The 16791-nt window shown below is 51.0% G+C and carries 19 protein-coding genes and 1 riboswitch; of the genes, 17 read left to right on the top strand and 2 right to left on the bottom strand.

The window, feature by feature from the left end; translation table 11 throughout:
* Positions 1 to 63 precede the first annotated feature (63 nt).
* The 9 genes from A0U42_RS11820 to A0U42_RS07700 all read left to right on the top strand — a co-directional run bounded on the left by A0U42_RS11820 (position 64) and on the right by A0U42_RS07700 (position 5475).
* The gene (locus tag A0U42_RS11820) at positions 64 to 285 is read left to right on the top strand and encodes a YkvA family protein (RefSeq protein WP_225069656.1); all 222 of its coding nucleotides are present in this window, start codon (positions 64 to 66) and stop codon (positions 283 to 285) included.
* Between the two features lie 141 nt (positions 286 to 426).
* Positions 427 to 876, top strand: coding sequence for a thioesterase family protein (locus A0U42_RS07735; RefSeq protein ID WP_065360522.1), 450 nt, complete (start codon positions 427 to 429; stop codon positions 874 to 876).
* The gene (murI, locus tag A0U42_RS07730) at positions 866 to 1669 is read left to right on the top strand and encodes a glutamate racemase (protein ID WP_065360521.1); all 804 of its coding nucleotides are present in this window, start codon (positions 866 to 868) and stop codon (positions 1667 to 1669) included. The genes A0U42_RS07735 and murI overlap by 11 nt, the downstream gene beginning before the upstream one ends.
* A gap of 35 nt (positions 1670 to 1704) precedes the next feature.
* Positions 1705 to 2247, top strand: coding sequence for a hypothetical protein (locus tag A0U42_RS07725; RefSeq protein WP_044504077.1), 543 nt, complete (start codon positions 1705 to 1707; stop codon positions 2245 to 2247).
* Between the two features lie 13 nt (positions 2248 to 2260).
* The gene (locus A0U42_RS07720) at positions 2261 to 2923 is read left to right on the top strand and encodes a coenzyme F420-0:L-glutamate ligase (RefSeq protein WP_044504076.1); all 663 of its coding nucleotides are present in this window, start codon (positions 2261 to 2263) and stop codon (positions 2921 to 2923) included.
* Positions 2924 to 2946: 23 nt separating this feature from the next.
* Positions 2947 to 3537: an XTP/dITP diphosphatase gene (locus A0U42_RS07715; RefSeq protein WP_065360520.1), complete on the top strand. Its 591-nt coding sequence runs from the start codon at positions 2947 to 2949 to the stop codon at positions 3535 to 3537.
* The gene (locus A0U42_RS07710) at positions 3534 to 4034 is read left to right on the top strand and encodes a metallophosphoesterase (protein WP_044504074.1); all 501 of its coding nucleotides are present in this window, start codon (positions 3534 to 3536) and stop codon (positions 4032 to 4034) included. Before A0U42_RS07715 ends, A0U42_RS07710 begins: the two co-directional genes overlap by 4 nt.
* A gap of 31 nt (positions 4035 to 4065) precedes the next feature.
* Positions 4066 to 4830 carry an adenosylmethionine decarboxylase gene (gene speD, locus A0U42_RS07705; RefSeq protein ID WP_044504073.1) on the top strand — a complete coding sequence of 255 codons (765 nt, stop codon included), beginning with the start codon at positions 4066 to 4068 and terminating at the stop codon, positions 4828 to 4830.
* A gap of 9 nt (positions 4831 to 4839) precedes the next feature.
* The gene (locus A0U42_RS07700; protein ID WP_065360519.1) at positions 4840 to 5475 is read left to right on the top strand and encodes a class II aldolase/adducin family protein; all 636 of its coding nucleotides are present in this window, start codon (positions 4840 to 4842) and stop codon (positions 5473 to 5475) included.
* 51 nt (positions 5476 to 5526) lie between these two features.
* Here A0U42_RS07700 and A0U42_RS07695 read toward each other — a convergent pair whose 3' ends face one another.
* Positions 5527 to 7233 carry an NFACT family protein gene (locus tag A0U42_RS07695; RefSeq protein WP_065360518.1) on the bottom strand — a complete coding sequence of 569 codons (1707 nt, stop codon included), beginning with the start codon at positions 7231 to 7233 and terminating at the stop codon, positions 5527 to 5529.
* 283 nt (positions 7234 to 7516) lie between these two features.
* Here A0U42_RS07695 and A0U42_RS07690 point away from each other — a divergent pair, with 283 nt between their 5' ends.
* The 7 genes from A0U42_RS07690 to A0U42_RS07650 all read left to right on the top strand — a co-directional run bounded on the left by A0U42_RS07690 (position 7517) and on the right by A0U42_RS07650 (position 13540).
* Positions 7517 to 8782, top strand: a complete 1266-nt coding sequence (locus A0U42_RS07690; RefSeq protein WP_065360517.1) for an RNA-guided endonuclease TnpB family protein — start codon at positions 7517 to 7519, stop codon at positions 8780 to 8782.
* A 617-nt stretch (positions 8783 to 9399) separates the two neighbouring features.
* Positions 9400 to 10287 (top strand): YicC/YloC family endoribonuclease, encoded by an 888-nt coding sequence (locus A0U42_RS07675; protein ID WP_065360514.1) that lies wholly within the window; start codon positions 9400 to 9402, stop codon positions 10285 to 10287.
* The gene (remA, locus tag A0U42_RS07670; protein ID WP_044504858.1) at positions 10287 to 10574 is read left to right on the top strand and encodes an extracellular matrix/biofilm regulator RemA; all 288 of its coding nucleotides are present in this window, start codon (positions 10287 to 10289) and stop codon (positions 10572 to 10574) included. The genes A0U42_RS07675 and remA overlap by 1 nt, the downstream gene beginning before the upstream one ends.
* Positions 10575 to 10578: 4 nt before the next feature.
* On the top strand, positions 10579 to 11193 hold the full coding sequence (gmk, locus tag A0U42_RS07665; RefSeq protein ID WP_065360513.1) for a guanylate kinase: 615 nt from the start codon (positions 10579 to 10581) through the stop codon (positions 11191 to 11193).
* Between the two features lie 16 nt (positions 11194 to 11209).
* Positions 11210 to 11419: a DNA-directed RNA polymerase subunit omega gene (gene rpoZ, locus A0U42_RS07660; protein ID WP_044504066.1), complete on the top strand. Its 210-nt coding sequence runs from the start codon at positions 11210 to 11212 to the stop codon at positions 11417 to 11419.
* A gap of 16 nt (positions 11420 to 11435) precedes the next feature.
* Positions 11436 to 12662, top strand: a complete 1227-nt coding sequence (gene coaBC, locus A0U42_RS07655) for a bifunctional phosphopantothenoylcysteine decarboxylase/phosphopantothenate--cysteine ligase CoaBC (RefSeq protein WP_044504065.1) — start codon at positions 11436 to 11438, stop codon at positions 12660 to 12662.
* A gap of 209 nt (positions 12663 to 12871) precedes the next feature.
* Positions 12872 to 13540 (top strand): NAD(P)H-dependent oxidoreductase, encoded by a 669-nt coding sequence (locus A0U42_RS07650; RefSeq protein WP_065360512.1) that lies wholly within the window; start codon positions 12872 to 12874, stop codon positions 13538 to 13540.
* Between the two features lie 75 nt (positions 13541 to 13615).
* On the opposite strand, the gene A0U42_RS07645 is transcribed toward A0U42_RS07650, so the two are convergent.
* On the bottom strand, positions 13616 to 15226 hold the full coding sequence (locus A0U42_RS07645) for a hypothetical protein (RefSeq protein WP_141669509.1): 1611 nt from the start codon (positions 15224 to 15226) through the stop codon (positions 13616 to 13618).
* Positions 15227 to 15417: 191 nt separating this feature from the next.
* Positions 15418 to 15519: riboswitch (SAM riboswitch) on the top strand.
* Positions 15520 to 15580: 61 nt separating this feature from the next.
* Here A0U42_RS07645 and metK point away from each other — a divergent pair.
* Positions 15581 to 16771, top strand: coding sequence for a methionine adenosyltransferase (gene metK, locus A0U42_RS07640; protein ID WP_065360510.1), 1191 nt, complete (start codon positions 15581 to 15583; stop codon positions 16769 to 16771).
* The last annotated feature ends 20 nt before the right edge of the window (positions 16772 to 16791 follow it).

Raw genomic sequence — 16791 nt, 5'->3', positions numbered from 1 at the left:
TTTATTCGCACAGCAGGAAGAAAAATTAAATTTTTACCGAAAATCCTGACGATTTTTTATTGTATGCAAGATAAAGACACGCCGAAGTTTATTAAATTGGCTCTCATGGGGGCTATTGGCTACGTTATCTTGCCCTTTGATCTGGTGCCGGACGTCTTTGCCGGATTTGGCTGGCTGGACGATGCCGCTGTCGTCGCTGCAGCCCTGCACTTAGCCGGGACTTATGTCAAACCGGAACACCGGGAAAAGGTACGCCGCATGTTCCCGTTCCTGAAAAGTACGTGAGTGACCGGAGCATGATTGATAAAGGGACTGTTGCATGAGGACAGTCCCTTTATCGTTCGTATTTCAGACTTTTCCTTTGACAAACATAGGTCATCATCGTAAAATAATATGAGCGTGTATAAAGTTAGGAGTTAAGAATTTATGATTACTGTTGTTGAAAAAGTGCGGTTCTATGAAACGGACATGATGGGCATTGCCCACCATTCCAACCACATCCGTTGGTTTGAATGCGGCCGCTGTGAATATTTCGCCGCTGCCGGTCTCGACTTATTCGACCTCCTCGATCAAGGGATTACCTATCCCATTAAGAGTGTGTCCTGCGAATATATCAGCCCCATAAACTATGCCGATATCATCGATATCGAGACCCGCCTGGTAAAGCTCAGCCGGGCACAGATGGTCTTTTCCTACCGTATCGTCCGTCATGATGACCGCCGCCTGTTGGCGACAGGAACGACGCAGAACGTATTTGTCCACAAAGAAAGTGGGAAAGTAGCCCGCCTCTCTGATGAAGATTACAAGAAACTACAGGCCATGTATGCTGCCGAACAGGCAGATACAGACGTCGAAGGAGCCGTTCATGGAAGGTAATTCACGGCCGATCGGTGTGTTTGATTCCGGTGTCGGCGGACTGACTGTCGTCGCAAAACTGCGGATGCTCCTGCCTCATGAAGACATCATCTACGTCGGCGATACCAAGCGGAACCCTTACGGGACGCGGACGTCGGCCGAAGTCATCGATTATACCCGGGATATTCTGCGTTTCATGACCGAGCAAAAAGTCAAGGTCGTCGCCATCGCCTGCAACACCGTTACGGCCGTTGCCTATGATACCGTCGTAAAGGAAGTCGACTATCCCTTGATCGGCATGAGTCGGGGCCTCAAGACGGCTAAGCAAATCAGTGCGACCCAAAAGATTGCCGTCTTCGCTACGCCGTTAACCATTGCCAACCACAGTCATCGCAAGGTCGCCGCCGATATGGACGGCAATATTGAAATCGTTGAACAGTCCTGCCCGGCCCTGGCGAATCTCATCGAACGAGGCGTCCTCGACGGGCCGGAAATCCGCGGCCCCTTAAAGCAGTATACGGAGCCGGTCCTTCATTCCGGTGCCGATACAGCCATTTTCGGCTGCACGCATTTCCCCTTCATCCAGCCTCTCTTTGAAGAGTTTTGCGGCGATTCCATTGCCTTCGTCGATCCGGCCCATGAAATGGCCCTGGAAACACTGGATGTCTTAAAGAAAGACGGGTTGCTTAACCAGAACCAAGAAAACGGCTATTTACGCCTTTGCTTTACGGCCGAAAAGGAGCGAGGTGCCCATTTGGCAGAACACCTCATCCCGGCCAATGAATTTACCGCTGAAGAAATCACCCTCATTTAATCGTATCTATATTTTACATAAAGGAGTCTTGCGCCGTGTTTTTCTATGTCTTATTCAATGTTATCATTGCCGTCATCGGCATTGCTGCTGTCCTGTACCTGTTGTTCCGCTTCTTTGCCTGGCGGCAGGGGGACGCACGCTTTGTTATCGATGCCCGGCATCGGAAACCTTTTGAAATGAAGGAAATTACCCAGAACCGGGCCGTCTTCGAAACAGAAGTGCCTATCCACAATGCTGGCCGGCAGCTGGGAACCATCATGGATTTTTATCCTCGGACCCTCCTTCCGCGTGAACAGTACGACAAGGTTACGGTCCAGTCCGAACTTGCCAATAAGGCAGCCGAACGCGATGACAACTACTGGGAATCTGTTATTTTTAACCCCCGCGATCGGGGCATGATCCGCGTCACCATTACCCTGACCAGTAAAGAAGGCAACATCCGCGAAGACTTGAAGACCTTCCCTGATATGCCGATTGATCTCGTCTATCAAGTCGTATCCCGCAGCGAATGGTACATCCATAAGGCCCGCATTACCTTGAAGGCAACGGAAGTACAGCACGCATTGGAATTGAATTAGGAGGTCTCATACAATGGCAGAAATCGAAGTACCGGTAGAATTAGTCCCTGTAAAAACAAGAATCCTTACGGATAAAGATGATATCGTCGATGTTATCGAAGAATATGCAAAACACGTCGTCGGTCCCGATGACTTGGTCTGCACGGCCGAAAGTGTCGTCGCCATTACTCAGCACCGCTATACGCGGCCGGAAGAACTGACGCCGTCCTGGCAGGCCCGCCTCATGCGGCGCTTCGTTCCCGGTGAAGGCAGTATGGCCAGTCTCTACGGCATGCAGGCAGCCATGAACCTTGAAGGGGAATGGAAGATGATGTTCTGGTTCATCGTCGGCTTTTTTGCAAAACTGGCCGGCAAGAACGGCGTCTGGTATGCCAAATGCCGTCAGGCGTCCTTAACCGATGACGTTACGGGCACCATGCCGCCCTTTGATAAATGCATCGTCTACGGGCCGGCTGAACCGGATAAGGTTGCTGAAAAAATCAAACAGCGCATGGGCTGCTACGGCGCCGTCGTTGCCGACGTCAACGACCTCAAGCGCTCGGCCGTCCTCGGTCACAGCAAGGGTATCAATCCGAAAGAAATCGCCCGGATCCTCATCGACAATCCCTTTGGCAATGCGTCCCAAAAGACGCCGATTGTCGTCATCAAGAATTACGCAAAAATGCTTAAAAAATAACAGCCGGACAAGGGGGATGTGCCGTGGCAGAAAAAATTGTACTGGCAACACATAATGCCGGGAAGATACGGGAATTCAAAAGTATTTTAGAGCCTTTGGGCTATGAAGCCGTTTCGGTGCACGATGTCCTGCCGACGGTTACCGAGCCGGAAGAAATGGGAACGACCTTTGCCGAAAATGCCCTGCTGAAAGCCTCGTATTATATGAAGGCTACGGGCCTTCCGTGCCTGGCCGATGATTCGGGGATTGCAGCCGATGCCCTTGGCGGCCGTCCCGGCGTCTACTCGGCCCGCTATGCCGGTCCCGACTGCGACGATGAAGCCAACAATCAAAAGCTCATAGCGGAACTGGCAGCTTTTCCGCCGGAAGAACGGACGGTTCACTACATTTGCTCTCTGGTCCTGATCTGGCCCGACGGCCGCACTGTACAGGCTGAAGGCAGCTGTGACGGAGTCCTGCAGGACGTCTATGCCGGCCATAACGGCTTTGGCTATGATCCCTTATTCTACGTTCCGGAAAAGGGGAAGACCATGGCCGAACTGTCGATGGATGAAAAAAATGAAATCAGCCATCGGGGCAAGGCTTTAAAGAAACTCGTCGAGGCCCTGTCATGAGTACCGTCCGGGTAGGCTTGGTCAGTGACAGCCACGGCCGTTTTGAATGCCTGTCTCGCATGGCTGACAGTGCTCCCGATGTGGCTGCCTGGATTCACGGTGGTGACTACTGCGACGACGGCGAGGATTTGGCCATATATACGGGCGTGCCAGTCTATGCCGTCTTGGGCAATAATGACTATCTGAACCATACCAACGATCCGGAATGCCGCTGCGTTACCGTCGGCGGCATTCGTATTGTCGCCATTCATGGCAGCCAATGGTACGGGGAACGGCGGCTGCAAAAGCTCGTCGAATTAGGAAACGAACAGCATGCCGACCTCGTCGTCTTCGGCCATACCCACCGCCGCTTCATCAAGCGTGAGGCTGACCTGTGGATCGTCAATCCCGGCAGCATCGGCCTGCCCCGCGACGGGCGAAAAGGGACCTATGCCGTCGTGACCATTGACGACGGGGTCATTACGGATATTGCCTTTCACGAGATTGACCGAAAATAAGCCCATTGGGGAAGGAAATGGATTACCATTCATGAAAACGAAAAAACTCAAGCTCTACGGGTTCAATAACCTGACGAAGACTCTGAGCTTTAATATTTATGACATCTGCTATGCCGTCAGTGACGAATCTCGGCGCCAATATATCGAATATATTGACGAGCAGTATAATGCCGAACGATTGACCAATATCCTGCGCAACGTGTCGGATATCATCGGCGCTCATATCTTAAACGTCGCCAGCCAGGACTACGATCCCCAAGGGGCGAGCGTTACCATCCTCATTTCCGAGGATGAGGTTCACGATGCCGACGTCGTATGCCATCTCGACAAGAGCCACCTGACGGTCCATACCTATCCCGAAAGCCATCCTCAAAAGGGTATCATGACCTTTCGGGCCGATATCGACGTGTCGACGTGCGGCCGCATTTCGCCGCTCAATGCGCTCAATTACCTCCTGGACAGCTTCGATTCCGACATCGTTACTCTCGACTACCGCGTTCGCGGCTTTACGCGGGATATGAACGGCAAGAAGCTGTTTATCGATCACCGCATCAATTCCATTCAAAATTATATTGCGCCGGCGACGCGGCATCGCTATGATATGATTGATGTCAACGTCTATCAGGAGAATATTTTTCATACCAAGATGGTCCTCCACGACTTCGATTTAAATAACTACCTGTTCAATATTACCAAAGACGATTTGAGTGAACGGGAACAGCAGCAAATCCGCCGCCAAGTCCGGCAGGAAATGTTGGAAATATACAACGGCCGCAATATGCCGTCTATGCGCTAAGGAGGACGAATGTTGGATAATAAGAAAACACTCTGTGCCATCGGAAAGGCCATGAAGAAGGGCGGATTGGTAGCTGCCTGTGACGGCAATATCAGTTATCGCCGTGACGACGGCCTTATCGTCATTACCCCGTCGGGCCTTCCAAAGGGCGAGCTCCATCCGAAGGACCTCCTGGTCGTCAATCTAGACGGCATCGTTTTCGAGGGAATGGGGAAACCGTCCTCGGAAACGGCCCTCCATCTCAACATCTATCGGAAGCGGCAAGATGTTCATGCCATCATCCATGCTCATCCCGTTACGGCGACGGCCCTGACCGTAGCCGGTATTCCTTTTGCAGCCGACATCGTGACCGAAGGGGCCATGGTCTTAGGCGAAGTGCCGACTGTGCCCTATGCGCCTCCCGGATCGTTGGAACTGGCTGAAGGATGCGGTGCTGCCGCTGAAACAGCCTCCGTATTCCTCATGGAACGGCACGGTGCCGTTACCTTGGGAACCGATCTTAAAGAAGCTTTCTACCGCCTGGATACGCTGGAAGCGGTAGCGAAGATGTATCGTGATTCCCTGATCTTTTCGTTGGCCGGCGCAGATAAGGGCCATACGACGACGAAGGCCAAGCCTTTGAGCTGGTATTTGAAACAGAAATAAGAAAAGCTCTCGCAGTTGCGAGAGCTTTTTGTCGTCCTGATTTCGATGCGGCTATTCTTTCTTGGGCTCGACGATGTACGTCGTCTGGTTGGTGAATATGACGTAGCCCGGGACGGCGTGGGCCGGTTTCTTTACATGGCGTACGAGGGTGCAGTCGACTTCGACTTTAGAGCTGTCCCGGCCCTTACTGTAATAGGCGGCCAGTTGTGCTGCCCGTTCGATTTGGGCATCCGTCGGATCGGCGTTGTGCGAGGCTAAGATGACGTGGGAACCGGGTTGGTCCTTGACGTGGAACCACAGGTCGTAGGGATGGGCTTTCTTCAAGGTCAAGAAGTTATTTTGCCGATTGTTGCGGCCGACCCAGATGGTCAGGCCGTCGGCGTCGATGGTTAAGATGTCCTGAGCCGATTCTTTCTTTTGCCTATCTTTATTATGGCCGCTGATGAGGTTCATCTGCTTCATTTCGTCCTTGATGTCCGTGATTTCATCTTTCGTCGTCGTGTTTTCCAAGGCATATTCGAGGGAGTAGAGATAGTCTAAATGCTGTTGGTTTTCCTCGTGGAGCTGAGCCGATATCTGTTTGCGGTTGCGCAGCTTCGTATAGCGCTTGTAATAGCGGTTGGCATTGTCGGTCATGGAGTAGGCCGGGTCGAGGGCGATGGTGACGTCTTCCTGGTTTTCGGATAATAGGTTTTTGACGGTTACTTGTTTTTCATGGTCGTGCTTTTCATAAGCGTAAATCATGAGCAAGTCGCCGTACAATTTATAGGTGTCGATTTTCTTGGTTTCTTTCATTTCATCGGCAATGCGCTTGATTTTTCGTTTTTGCTTTTCAATGAGCTTGGCGACCTTCTTTTGCAGCTGTTCCTGTTCGCCGTTCAGGCTGCGGTGCGTCGCCTGGTATTCGCTGAGATACGTTTCGATGAGGGGGAAGTGACGCCGCGGATACTGAGAGAGGCTGTTTAGTTCCAAGGGGAAGATGACTTCCTTGCCTTTGACGGTATAGACGTAGGCGCCGGAAATCCCGGCGAGGCGCTTGCCAAAGGCTTCGACCGTACGGCACCAAGCAAAGCGGTCAGCCGGGGACAGATCCTGTACGAGGGTGGCCGTGTCGATGCCGGAGTCGTGGGATAATTCGGTCAAGACGACGGTGCTCATGCCGTTGAAGCGCTTGAGCATCCAGGTCTTTAAGGGTTCGTCGCCGCCGGTTTCCATCATATCCGTCAGTTCTTGGGCAGAGAAGGAAAAGGGATCCATGCGCATGAAATTCGGCGGAAAATCATAGGGCTCCTTGGGAGCAATGGTGCGGACGGCCTGTTTGTTTTTACCGGTCTTAATGAGGGCTTCGATGATGACGCCGTCTTCCGTGAAAATGACGTTGCTGTATTTTCCCATGAGTTCGACATGGATCTTACGGGTGACGACCTTGCCGGAGATATCGAGGACATCGACGGCGATTTCGATAAGTCGGTCTAAATGGAGTTGGGCAATGGAAGCGATGCGTCCGTTTTCATAATACTTGCGGAGAAACATGCAGAGCCCCGTCGGGATATCCGGCGTCGGCGGGACCGTGTCGGCAATGTAAAGGCGCGGAGAATCATCGAGAGTAATGACCAAATGGTGAAGGCCTGTATCATTAAAGATGCGGAAGTACAGGGACCGGGCGTCGAGCTGATAGATTTTAGATATCTGGCCGCCTTGGAGAATGTCTGCCAGTTCGTTGGTAATGCAGTGTAATGTGATACCGTCTAAGTTCATAGAAGTACCTCCTTATCTGGTACACTAAAAAATTCAATCCTTTTTATCATACCATGTTTGTAAAGGTCCTGTGAAGGGATATAAAAAATCCCCTTCAGAAAAGAAGGGGCGGATGAGGGAAAATCACTATTCATCTAAATGTGGGCAGGATACTCCGACCTCTTAGGTCGGGGAGGAATGCCCGCTTCACCTCACTTTCTTAAAATACTAGAGTTTTAGTAACATATATGATATGGTGGTCTTAAGGGAAGCCATATATTTTCAGAAAGGCAGGTGAGAGAAAGTGTCCGACCTAACCAAAACTATAAAACTTCGCATCCATGTTTCTCCGGAACAAGAGATTCTGTTTCGCCAAATGACAGAACATTATCGTCAGGCTTGTAATTTTGTGTCGCAATACATTTTCGACAATCAATTCAAATTGGCTTATCAAAGCCTTAACAAAGAGCTATATAGAGACCTTCGTGCGTTGTTTGGCTTAAAGTCGCAACTTGCACAATCGTCCATCAAGACGACTATGGCTCGCTATAAGACGGTCAGTAAGCAGTTATTCCACAAGCCATACAAATACAAGGACCAAGATGGCAGCTGGAAATACATAACGAAAACGCTCGAATGGCTTTGGAAGCCCATCTTCTTCAAGCGCCCGCAAGCAGATTTGGTCCGCAATCGAGATTACAGCTTCGTGGATAACGGCCAAAGCTTGTCTATCAACACTCTTGGCAAACGAACCCGGTGTACCTTTGAAAGCCAGCCATTTTCGGAATATCTGGACGGCTCATGGAATCTTGGCACAGCAAAGTTAATTGAACTCAAAGGCCTGTGGTATCTGCATATTCCCGTCACCAAAGCGGTTGAGTGCTTCCAGAAGGAGAATGTCCGCCATGTTGTCGGTATTGACCGTGGTTTGCGATTCCTGACGGTCAGTTACGATGAACAAGGTAAAACCGAATTTGTTTCCGGGCGAAAGATTACAGCCAAACGACATAAGTTCCTCAAAGTCAGACAGCAGCTCCAATCCAAAGGCACAAAATCTGCAAAGCGCAGACTCAAAGCCCTTTCCGGACGAGAGAACCGTTGGATGTCCGATGTAAATCATCGGATTTCTAAGACACTCGTTACGAAATACGGCAAGGATACATTGTTTGTACTGGAAGATTTGACGGGTGTCAGCTTTGAAAAATCGAATCTCTCCCAAACTGCAAAGCAGAACTATGACCTGCGGAGCTGGACTTTCTATCAGCTTGAGCAATTTCTGACCTACAAGGCTCACGAAAATCGCTCGGAAGTATTGAAAGTATCGGCCAAATACACCTCTCAGCGTTGCCCGAAGTGCGCCACTATCCATAAGGAAAACCGTAAGCCTCACAAACATCTGTATAGTTGCCAGTGCGGATACCAATCCAACGATGACCGTATCGGAGCTATGAATATCCAGCTTCTTGGTACGATGTGGATTTCTGGAGACAATCACCCTCGTTACGAGAGAAAAACAACTGCCTCGGAGTACATCTCCTTGGCAAAACGGGCATCGTCAACTGCCCGATGATGTAGGCAGAATTAGGGAGATGTTGTTCTCAGCATCGCTACCACCTATGTTTCTCTGACTTACAAGCTCCTGCTTCTATAAGTGGGAGTCGTTGACACCATGCGGAAAGAGCTGTTATGAATAGACAGAGTATTGTGCCGGCCGCTGTGATGGGAAACACCCAGTCTGTCGGGCACAGCAGGGAAGAACAAAGATAGATGATGACACCTACGATGGGGACGGCCAGGAGAAGGACCAAAATCAACAGGCAAATGGCGTATATCATTCCGAAGAAAGCGGCTATGCAGTCCAGCAAGGGGGAAAAATCCGGGTAATGTTTGCTCATAAGGCAGACCTCCTGATGCAAGGCAGGGAGATGAAAGGCAGAAATCAGCTCCGTCAGATAGAATGGTTCTTAACGAAAATCTGGGATAGGTCGAATTCACTCTTTTCTTTACTTCATTGTAGCAAACGGGCGGAGAAAGGCAAGGGGAGGTGCCGGAAAATAGGCTGTGTAGCAGCTTTCTGTAAGGGCGATGAAAGACGGGCATACGGTGGCATCGATATAAAAAATTTGCAATATGGACGCCGGATAGGCTATAATGAGATATTGAATAGGTTATTAAGGGGGTTCTAACATGCGAAGTATGACTGGTTTTGGCAGGGGAACCGGCAATGACGGCAAACTGGCTGTTACCATTGAAATGCGGGCAGTGAACCAACGTTTTTTGGAATTGAATATACGGATGCCCCATGCGTACCTGGCTTTGGAAGACCGCCTGCGCAGCGGCATTAAAGCCGTCTTGAAGCGGGGCAAGGTCGATGTCTTTGTGACCGTTCAAGACCTCTCGCCGGCAGCGCCGGAAATCCATATTGACGATGCTGCACTGGGCGCCGTTAAGACGGCCCTTGAAGGAGCCAAGCATCGCTTTTTTGACGGCAGTCCTGTCGGCTTGGGTGAGGTCATGGCCCTGACAAAAGATTGGTTCGTCCAAACGCCGCCGGCTATCGATGCCGATGCCAGCTGGCCGCCTTTTGAAGCGGCTTTGCAGGGCGCCTTAGACAGCATGGTTGCCATGCGCCTTCGCGAAGGGGCCAACATCGGTCGGGATTTGCTGGCCCGGGCGGCTGTTATGAAAGGCCTCGTCGAAGAAATTGCCGGTCGTAAGGATGCCATGACGGCGGCCTATCAAGAGCGGCTGGAAAAGAAAATCCGCCAGCTCATCGATAAGGCCCAGGCGCCCGTGCCCGACGAAGACCGACTCTTGCAGGAAGTGGCCATGTATTCTGATAAGGTCGACGTGACAGAAGAAGTAGTCCGTTTTGAAAGCCATTTGAATCAGCTTCACACCATGCTTCAAAGTGACGGTGAAGTCGGTCGAAAACTCGATTTCCTCATTCAGGAAATGAACCGCGAAGCCAATACCATCGGTTCCAAGGCCGGTGATTTAGCCGTCACGGAGTCGGTGCTGCAGCTTAAAAATGAAATTGAAAAAATCCGCGAACAGGTGCAGAATATCGAATGATGAACTTCAATTTATTAAATATCGGCTTCGGCAATGTCGTCATGGGGGATAAGGTCGTAGCCATGATCAGCCCGGAGTCGGCTCCAATCAAGCGCCTTATCCAAGATGCTCGAGACGGAAACAACCTCATCGATGCGACCTTTGGCCGCAAGACGCGGTCCGTCATCGTCATGGATAACGGCTGGATCATCTTGTCGGCTCTTCAGCCGGAAACCATTTCCCACCGTATCGTATCGGCAGGCAGTGATGCTGACGCCATCGATGCAGCGGAAGAAGAAAGGGAGTAATACTATGAATGATTCCGGACTGCTCATCGTTGTATCCGGCCCGTCCGGAGCCGGGAAGGGGACGATTTGCGCGGCCCTGCGCAAACAGTTTCCCAATATCCAATATTCTATTTCCATGACGACCCGTCAGCCTCGACCGGGAGAAGTCGACGGAGTCAATTATTATTTCTCAGACAATGCCCGTTTTGAACAGCTGCTCTCAGAAGATGCTTTTTTGGAGCACGCTAAGGTCTACGATCATTATTACGGTACGCCGAAAAAATACGTCTACCAAATGCTGGACGAAGGGCAGCACGTCATGCTGGAAATCGATATCCAAGGGGCCATGCAGGTCAAGGAACGCTACCCAAAAGGCGTCTTTATTTACATCGTGCCGCCCAGCCGTTCTGTCTTGGAACACCGACTGCGCAGCCGCCAGACCGACAGCGAGGAGGTTATTGACGGCCGCTTGTCCAAAGCTCGCGAAGAGCTCGACTGGATCGACCGCTATGACTATGTCATCGTCAATGACGATTTGGAAACCGCCATCGATGAAGCGGCATCGATCATAAAAGCCGAACAGTGTAAAGTCATGCGCAATGCTAAAAACATTGCCCATACGAAAGAATTGTATAAATGATTAGGAGAGATGAACTATGTTAATTAAACCGACCCTTGAATCTTTGATGCAGAAAGTAGACAGCAAATATACACTGGTTACCTTGGCTGCTAAACGGGCTCGTGAATTGACCGACCACGATGAAGCCCTGGTCAATGTCGATACGAACAAAGTCGTTTCCATCGCCATGGAAGAAATCGACCAGAATAAGATTACTTATGAAGCCCCTCGCGACGGCATTAAATGACACGGAGGTACTTGCCATGAGTTTGGAAGGGAAAAAGATTGTCCTTGGCATTACGGGCGGTATTGCAGCCTTTAAGGCCGCATCCGTTGCCAGTCAGCTTCGGAAGTCAGGAGCTGAAGTCAAGTGTATCATGACGGCCCATGCAACGGAGTTGATTACGCCGCTGACGTTGCGGGAAATCTCAGGAAATCCCGTTGCCGTTTCCATGTTTGAAGATGTTCCTGAATTCAACGTCGAACACATCGCCCTGGCCCGCTGGGCCGACGTCCTGGTCATTGCACCGGCGACGGCCAATATCATCGGTAAGATTGCCAATGGCATTGCCGACGATATGCTGACGACGACAGTCATGGCAACGACGGCGCCGGTTCTGATGGCTCCGGCTATGAACAGCAATATGTATTTGAACCCCATTACCCAGGATAATATGGCTAAGCTGAAAAAATTCGGCTATCATCTCATCGAACCGGACAGCGGATACCTGGCCTGCGGCATTACCGGCATCGGCCGCCTGCCCGACCCGGACGTCATCGTCGATTACATCGAACTGCTGGCCTGTAAAAATGACCTGCTCAAGGGGAAGAAGGTCATCGTTACGGCCGGCGGCACGCGGGAACCCATCGATCCGGTCCGCTTCATCGGCAATCATTCCAGCGGCCGCATGGGCTTTGCTATTGCCAAAGCGGCGGTTGCTGCCGGAGCCGAAGTTACCCTGGTTGCCGGTACGACGGACAACTTGAAGACTCCTGTCGGCCTTGCACGGCGCATCGACGTCGGCAGTACCAGGGACATGAAAGCGGCTGTCGAATCGTATTATGACGACTGCGACTTGGTCATTAAAGCCGCGGCCGTTGCCGATTATCGTTCGGCTCATCCGGCGGAAAATAAGATCAAGAAAAATGACGATGTCTTGACCCTTGAAATGGCTAAGAATCCTGACATCCTCTATGGTCTTGGCCAGCGTAAAACCCATCAGGTCCTGGTCGGTTTTGCCGCTGAGACGACGAATGTCATCGAATACGGTACCAAGAAACTTCAGAAAAAGAATCTCGATATGCTCGTAGCCAACGATGTCAGCGCCGAAGGTGCCGGCTTCCAGGGGACGACTAATATTGCCACCTTGCTGTTTCCCGACGGCTCTTCAGAGACCTTGGAAAAGATGGCAAAAGATGAACTGGCTTCCATCATCGTAGCTCGGGCAGCTGCGATTATCAAAGCTAAAACTTCCAAACAAAAGGCATAACGAAAGGCCATCCCGACCGGTTGTTGGGATGGTCTTTCTTTTTGACAGTATAAAAAATATACCCAGATCAGTTTATCCGTAGTAAATATATAAAAAGTGCGTTCTTTTCGTTTTGAGAATCTTATGGTATACTTAAATCGTCAAGATTTAAATGATACAAATAATCAAGATAATGAAACATATACTATGACATGGAAAGGATGATTCCCATGAAGATTGCTGCAGCCGATATTTTAAAAGCCTTTAACTTCAGACACGCTACGAAGAGCTTCGATGCCTCGAAAAAGGTATCCGACGCCGACTTCAACACCATTTTGGAAGCCGGCCGTTTATCGCCGAGCTCCTTTGGCTTTGAACCGTGGAAGTTTTTAGTCATTGAACGTCAGGATATTAAGGATAAACTGTTCCCCATTGCCTGGGGAGCCCAGAACAGCTTGAAAGGGGCCAGCCACTTCGTAATCCTGCTGGCTCGCAAGAAAGTCGATACCTTGTACAGCTCTCCTTACATCACCCACATCATGCGCGATGTACAGCATTTGCCGGAAGATGCGGAGCAGGGGAGAAAAGCTGCTTTTGAGGCCTTCCAGAAAGACGATTTCAACTTACTGGAAAGCGATCGGGCCATCTTTGACTGGGCCAGCAAACAGACCTACCTGGCACTGGCTAATATGCTGACGACGGCAGCCATGCTCGGCGTCGATTCCTGCCCCATTGAAGGCTTTAATCGGAGCAAGGTAGAAGCCATGCTGGCCGATGAAGGCCTTCTCGACACGGAACACTTCGGCGTTTCGGTTATGGCCGGCTTTGGCTATCGCAACGAAGAACCCCATGCCAAGACGCGGCAGGCCATGGAAGATGTCGTTACCTGGGTAAAATAAGGTAACCCATTCCTCAAAGGCATAAAAAAACGGCAAGAAATGCAGACGATATCTGTCATTTCTTGCCGTTTTTGGTTATGCTTTTTTTGCATATTCTACGACGGCTTTGGCAAAGCCGTTTAAATTTGTCGTCTTGATGGGAAGGCAGGGGCAGCCCATGTCTCTGGCGGCGGCCATGGCCCATTTGACCAGATCGGTCTGGCCTTCACTCAAGTTGATGACTAAGAGGGTGGAAGCCCGCAGGATTCGGTCGTCGCCGGTATAGCCGCTGAGGACGGCAGCCGTCGGGAAGCGGCGCTTTATCCGGCCCTGCCATTCCGGCGTACCGCCGGCCAAGGCGATTTGGCGTCCGGCCAGGAAGCGGTCCAAGCTGTGTGTATAGTCCCGCTGGGTCATGAAGGACGGCAGTTCGAGGCCGCGGTCTTCGGAAGGACGCTTGGCTTTTTTTTGTGTTGCAGCGGAAGTGTCCGTAGTCTGCGGGGCGGTTGCCGGTTCGGCCGTTTTCCCCGGCTTTTCTGTGGCGGTCCGTTCTGCTGTTTTTATCGGTTCCGCAGAGGTTGGCCCATCGCCGGATGCCGCGGGAGCCGGCGATGTTTCTGAAACTGATGGTTGTGTCGGCGCTGTCGGTTTTTCCGGTGATGCCGTTTTTTTCGTTTCCGTCGCCCGGGCCGGTGCCGTCGAGGCTGTCGGATCCGCTGCTTTCGAAGGTGACGGGGCGTCTGATTTCACCGGAGTCGAGGCGATTATCGGCGCTGACGGCTTTACGGCTGCATCGGCCTTCGGTACGGCTGCCGAGCTTGTCCTTTCGGGTGCTGAAGCAACTTTTTTTGCCAATTCAGGATTTGCCTCATATTTACGAAGGGTCTGACGCAGGGTCAACAGCTCCGATACCTGAATGGCGGCTTTTTCCTTGATCCGTTCCGTGTACTCTTCCTGTTGGCGGAGGGTCGCTTCGTAGTGCTGAAGATCTTCTTGGCGACCGTTTCGTTCATCTTCCAGTTCTTGACGCAGTCGTTCCAGTTCAGAAAGAACGGTTTTGCGGTTTTGCGATTCGAGACGAAGCTTCAGGAGTTCTTCCCGGTCGGCTTCCATTTGAGCTTTTTCCTGGCGCAGCCGGAGGAGTTCTTCTCGTTCTTCGCCGGCAATCATGGCCGGTGTCTTTTCGGCGTCCGCCCGGCTGTCATCGACCCAGGGGCCGTCGTAGATAGCCATTAAGTAGATGCCTAAGGATTGGGCGGCCATGTGTTTGGCTTGTTGGATATCTTCAAAGACATCGCTCAACCCGACGAGCTCATCGTCGGTCTTCAACATTAAGAGGTCGATCATGCCCATGTAGGAATCGTCGCCTGTCGTCTGGGCTGTGGCATAGCGTTCCAGACGAATCGTACCGGCATAGATTTCAGTGGCATTTCGTTTCGATGCGTAATAGGTATTGATGAGGAGACGGTCCGGTGTCCGTTCGTATATCCGCAGGATCATGGCTTCTTCCCGCTCCGTGCCGTTATAGCGGATGAAGGCCAGGCTTTCGCGCTGCAGTAAGGTATTTACCAATCCTTGGGTACGATACCATTTATCCCAGATTTCTACGCGCTTGGCCAAACGCAAATCTGCCGTTTTACAATGGGTGGCAAAGTCAAAATAAGGGTCGTTGAAAAATATATCTCTTGGCCGCAATTTGGTCATCATAATCATCCTTTCTTTCTATCTATTCATTATAACGTTTTCTGTAACGGATGTAAAAATATTCTTCAGGAAGTGTGGAGGTGAACGGGTACGTCGGAATTTTTTTAGAAGGACAGAACTCATGTTTGCTATACCAAAAAAGAACTTGCAAAATAGAGGGGTTTGAATTATAATGAACCAGTAAATCAAATAAAGAACCATCAAGAGACGACGGAGGGACTGGCCCTATGATGTCGCAGCAACCTTCATAAATGAAAAGGTGCTAATTCCAGCAGTCTTATACTGGCAGATGGGGATTGGAAGCCCCTCTCATGACAGTCATGAATGAGGGGAATTTTTTTTTAAGGAGGAAACCTCATGGTGAAAAATCGTGAATTCTTTACATCTGAATCCGTAACCGAAGGGCATCCGGATAAAATGGCTGACCAAATTTCTGACAGCATTTTGGATGCCATTCTTGCAAAAGATAAAAATGCCCGCGTTGCTTGTGAAACCTTAGTGACTACCGGGATGGTCCACGTCGTCGGTGAAATTTCGACGACGTGCTATGTCGATATTCCGCACATCGTTCGTGAAACCATTCGTTCCATCGGTTATACCCGTGCGAAATACGGCTTTGACTGCGATACTTGCGGCGTCTTGGTATCCCTCGATGAACAGTCGCCGGATATTGCTATGGGCGTCGACGATGCCCTCGAAAAGAAGGAAGGCAATACGGACCAGTTCGACACCATCGGTGCCGGTGACCAGGGGATGATGTTCGGCTATGCCACGAATGAAACGGATGACTACATGCCCCTGCCTGTTTCCTTAGCGCACCGTTTGGCACGCCGCCTGGCCAGTGTTCGTAAAGACGGAACGCTTTCTTATCTCCGTCCGGACGGCAAGACCCAAGTCACCGTCGAATATGAAGACGGCAAACCGGTTCGCATCGATACCATCGTCATTTCGGCGCAGCACAGCCCGGAAATCACGCGTGAACAGATTGAAAAGGACCTCCTCGAATTCGTCATCAAACCGGAACTCCCGCAGGGCTTATTCGATGATAAGACGAAGCTCTTCATCAATCCGACGGGCCGTTTCGTCATCGGCGGTCCTCAGGGTGACTCCGGTCTGACCGGTCGTAAGATCATCGTCGATACCTATGGCGGCATGGCTCGTCACGGCGGCGGTGCTTTCTCCGGGAAGGATCCTACAAAGGTCGACCGTTCGGCCGCTTATGCCGCTCGTTACGTCGCTAAGAACGTCGTCGCCGCCGGCCTTGCCGATAAGTGCGAAATCCAGTTGGCATACGCCATCGGCGTAGCTCGTCCCGTTTCAATCCACGTTGAAACGTTTGGTACGGGCAAAGTCGACAATGAAAAAATTGTCGGACTCATTGAAAAGAATTTTGACCTTCGTCCGGCTGGCATCATTGCCATGCTCGACTTACAGCGGCCGATTTACAAACAGACTGCTGCTTATGGCCACTTCGGCCGCAACGATCTCAACCTGCCTTGGGAACAGACCGATAAAGCGGATACGCTCCGTAAAGAAGCCGGCTTATAATTGAGATGCAGAGACTGCCG

Origin of the sequence: Megasphaera sp. DISK 18 (assembly GCF_001682955.1) — a bacterium.
Lineage (GTDB): Bacteria > Bacillota > Negativicutes > Veillonellales > Megasphaeraceae > Megasphaera > Megasphaera massiliensis.
Note: the sequence above shows the minus strand (reverse complement) of the source record. Positions and strands in the feature narration are given on the sequence as shown.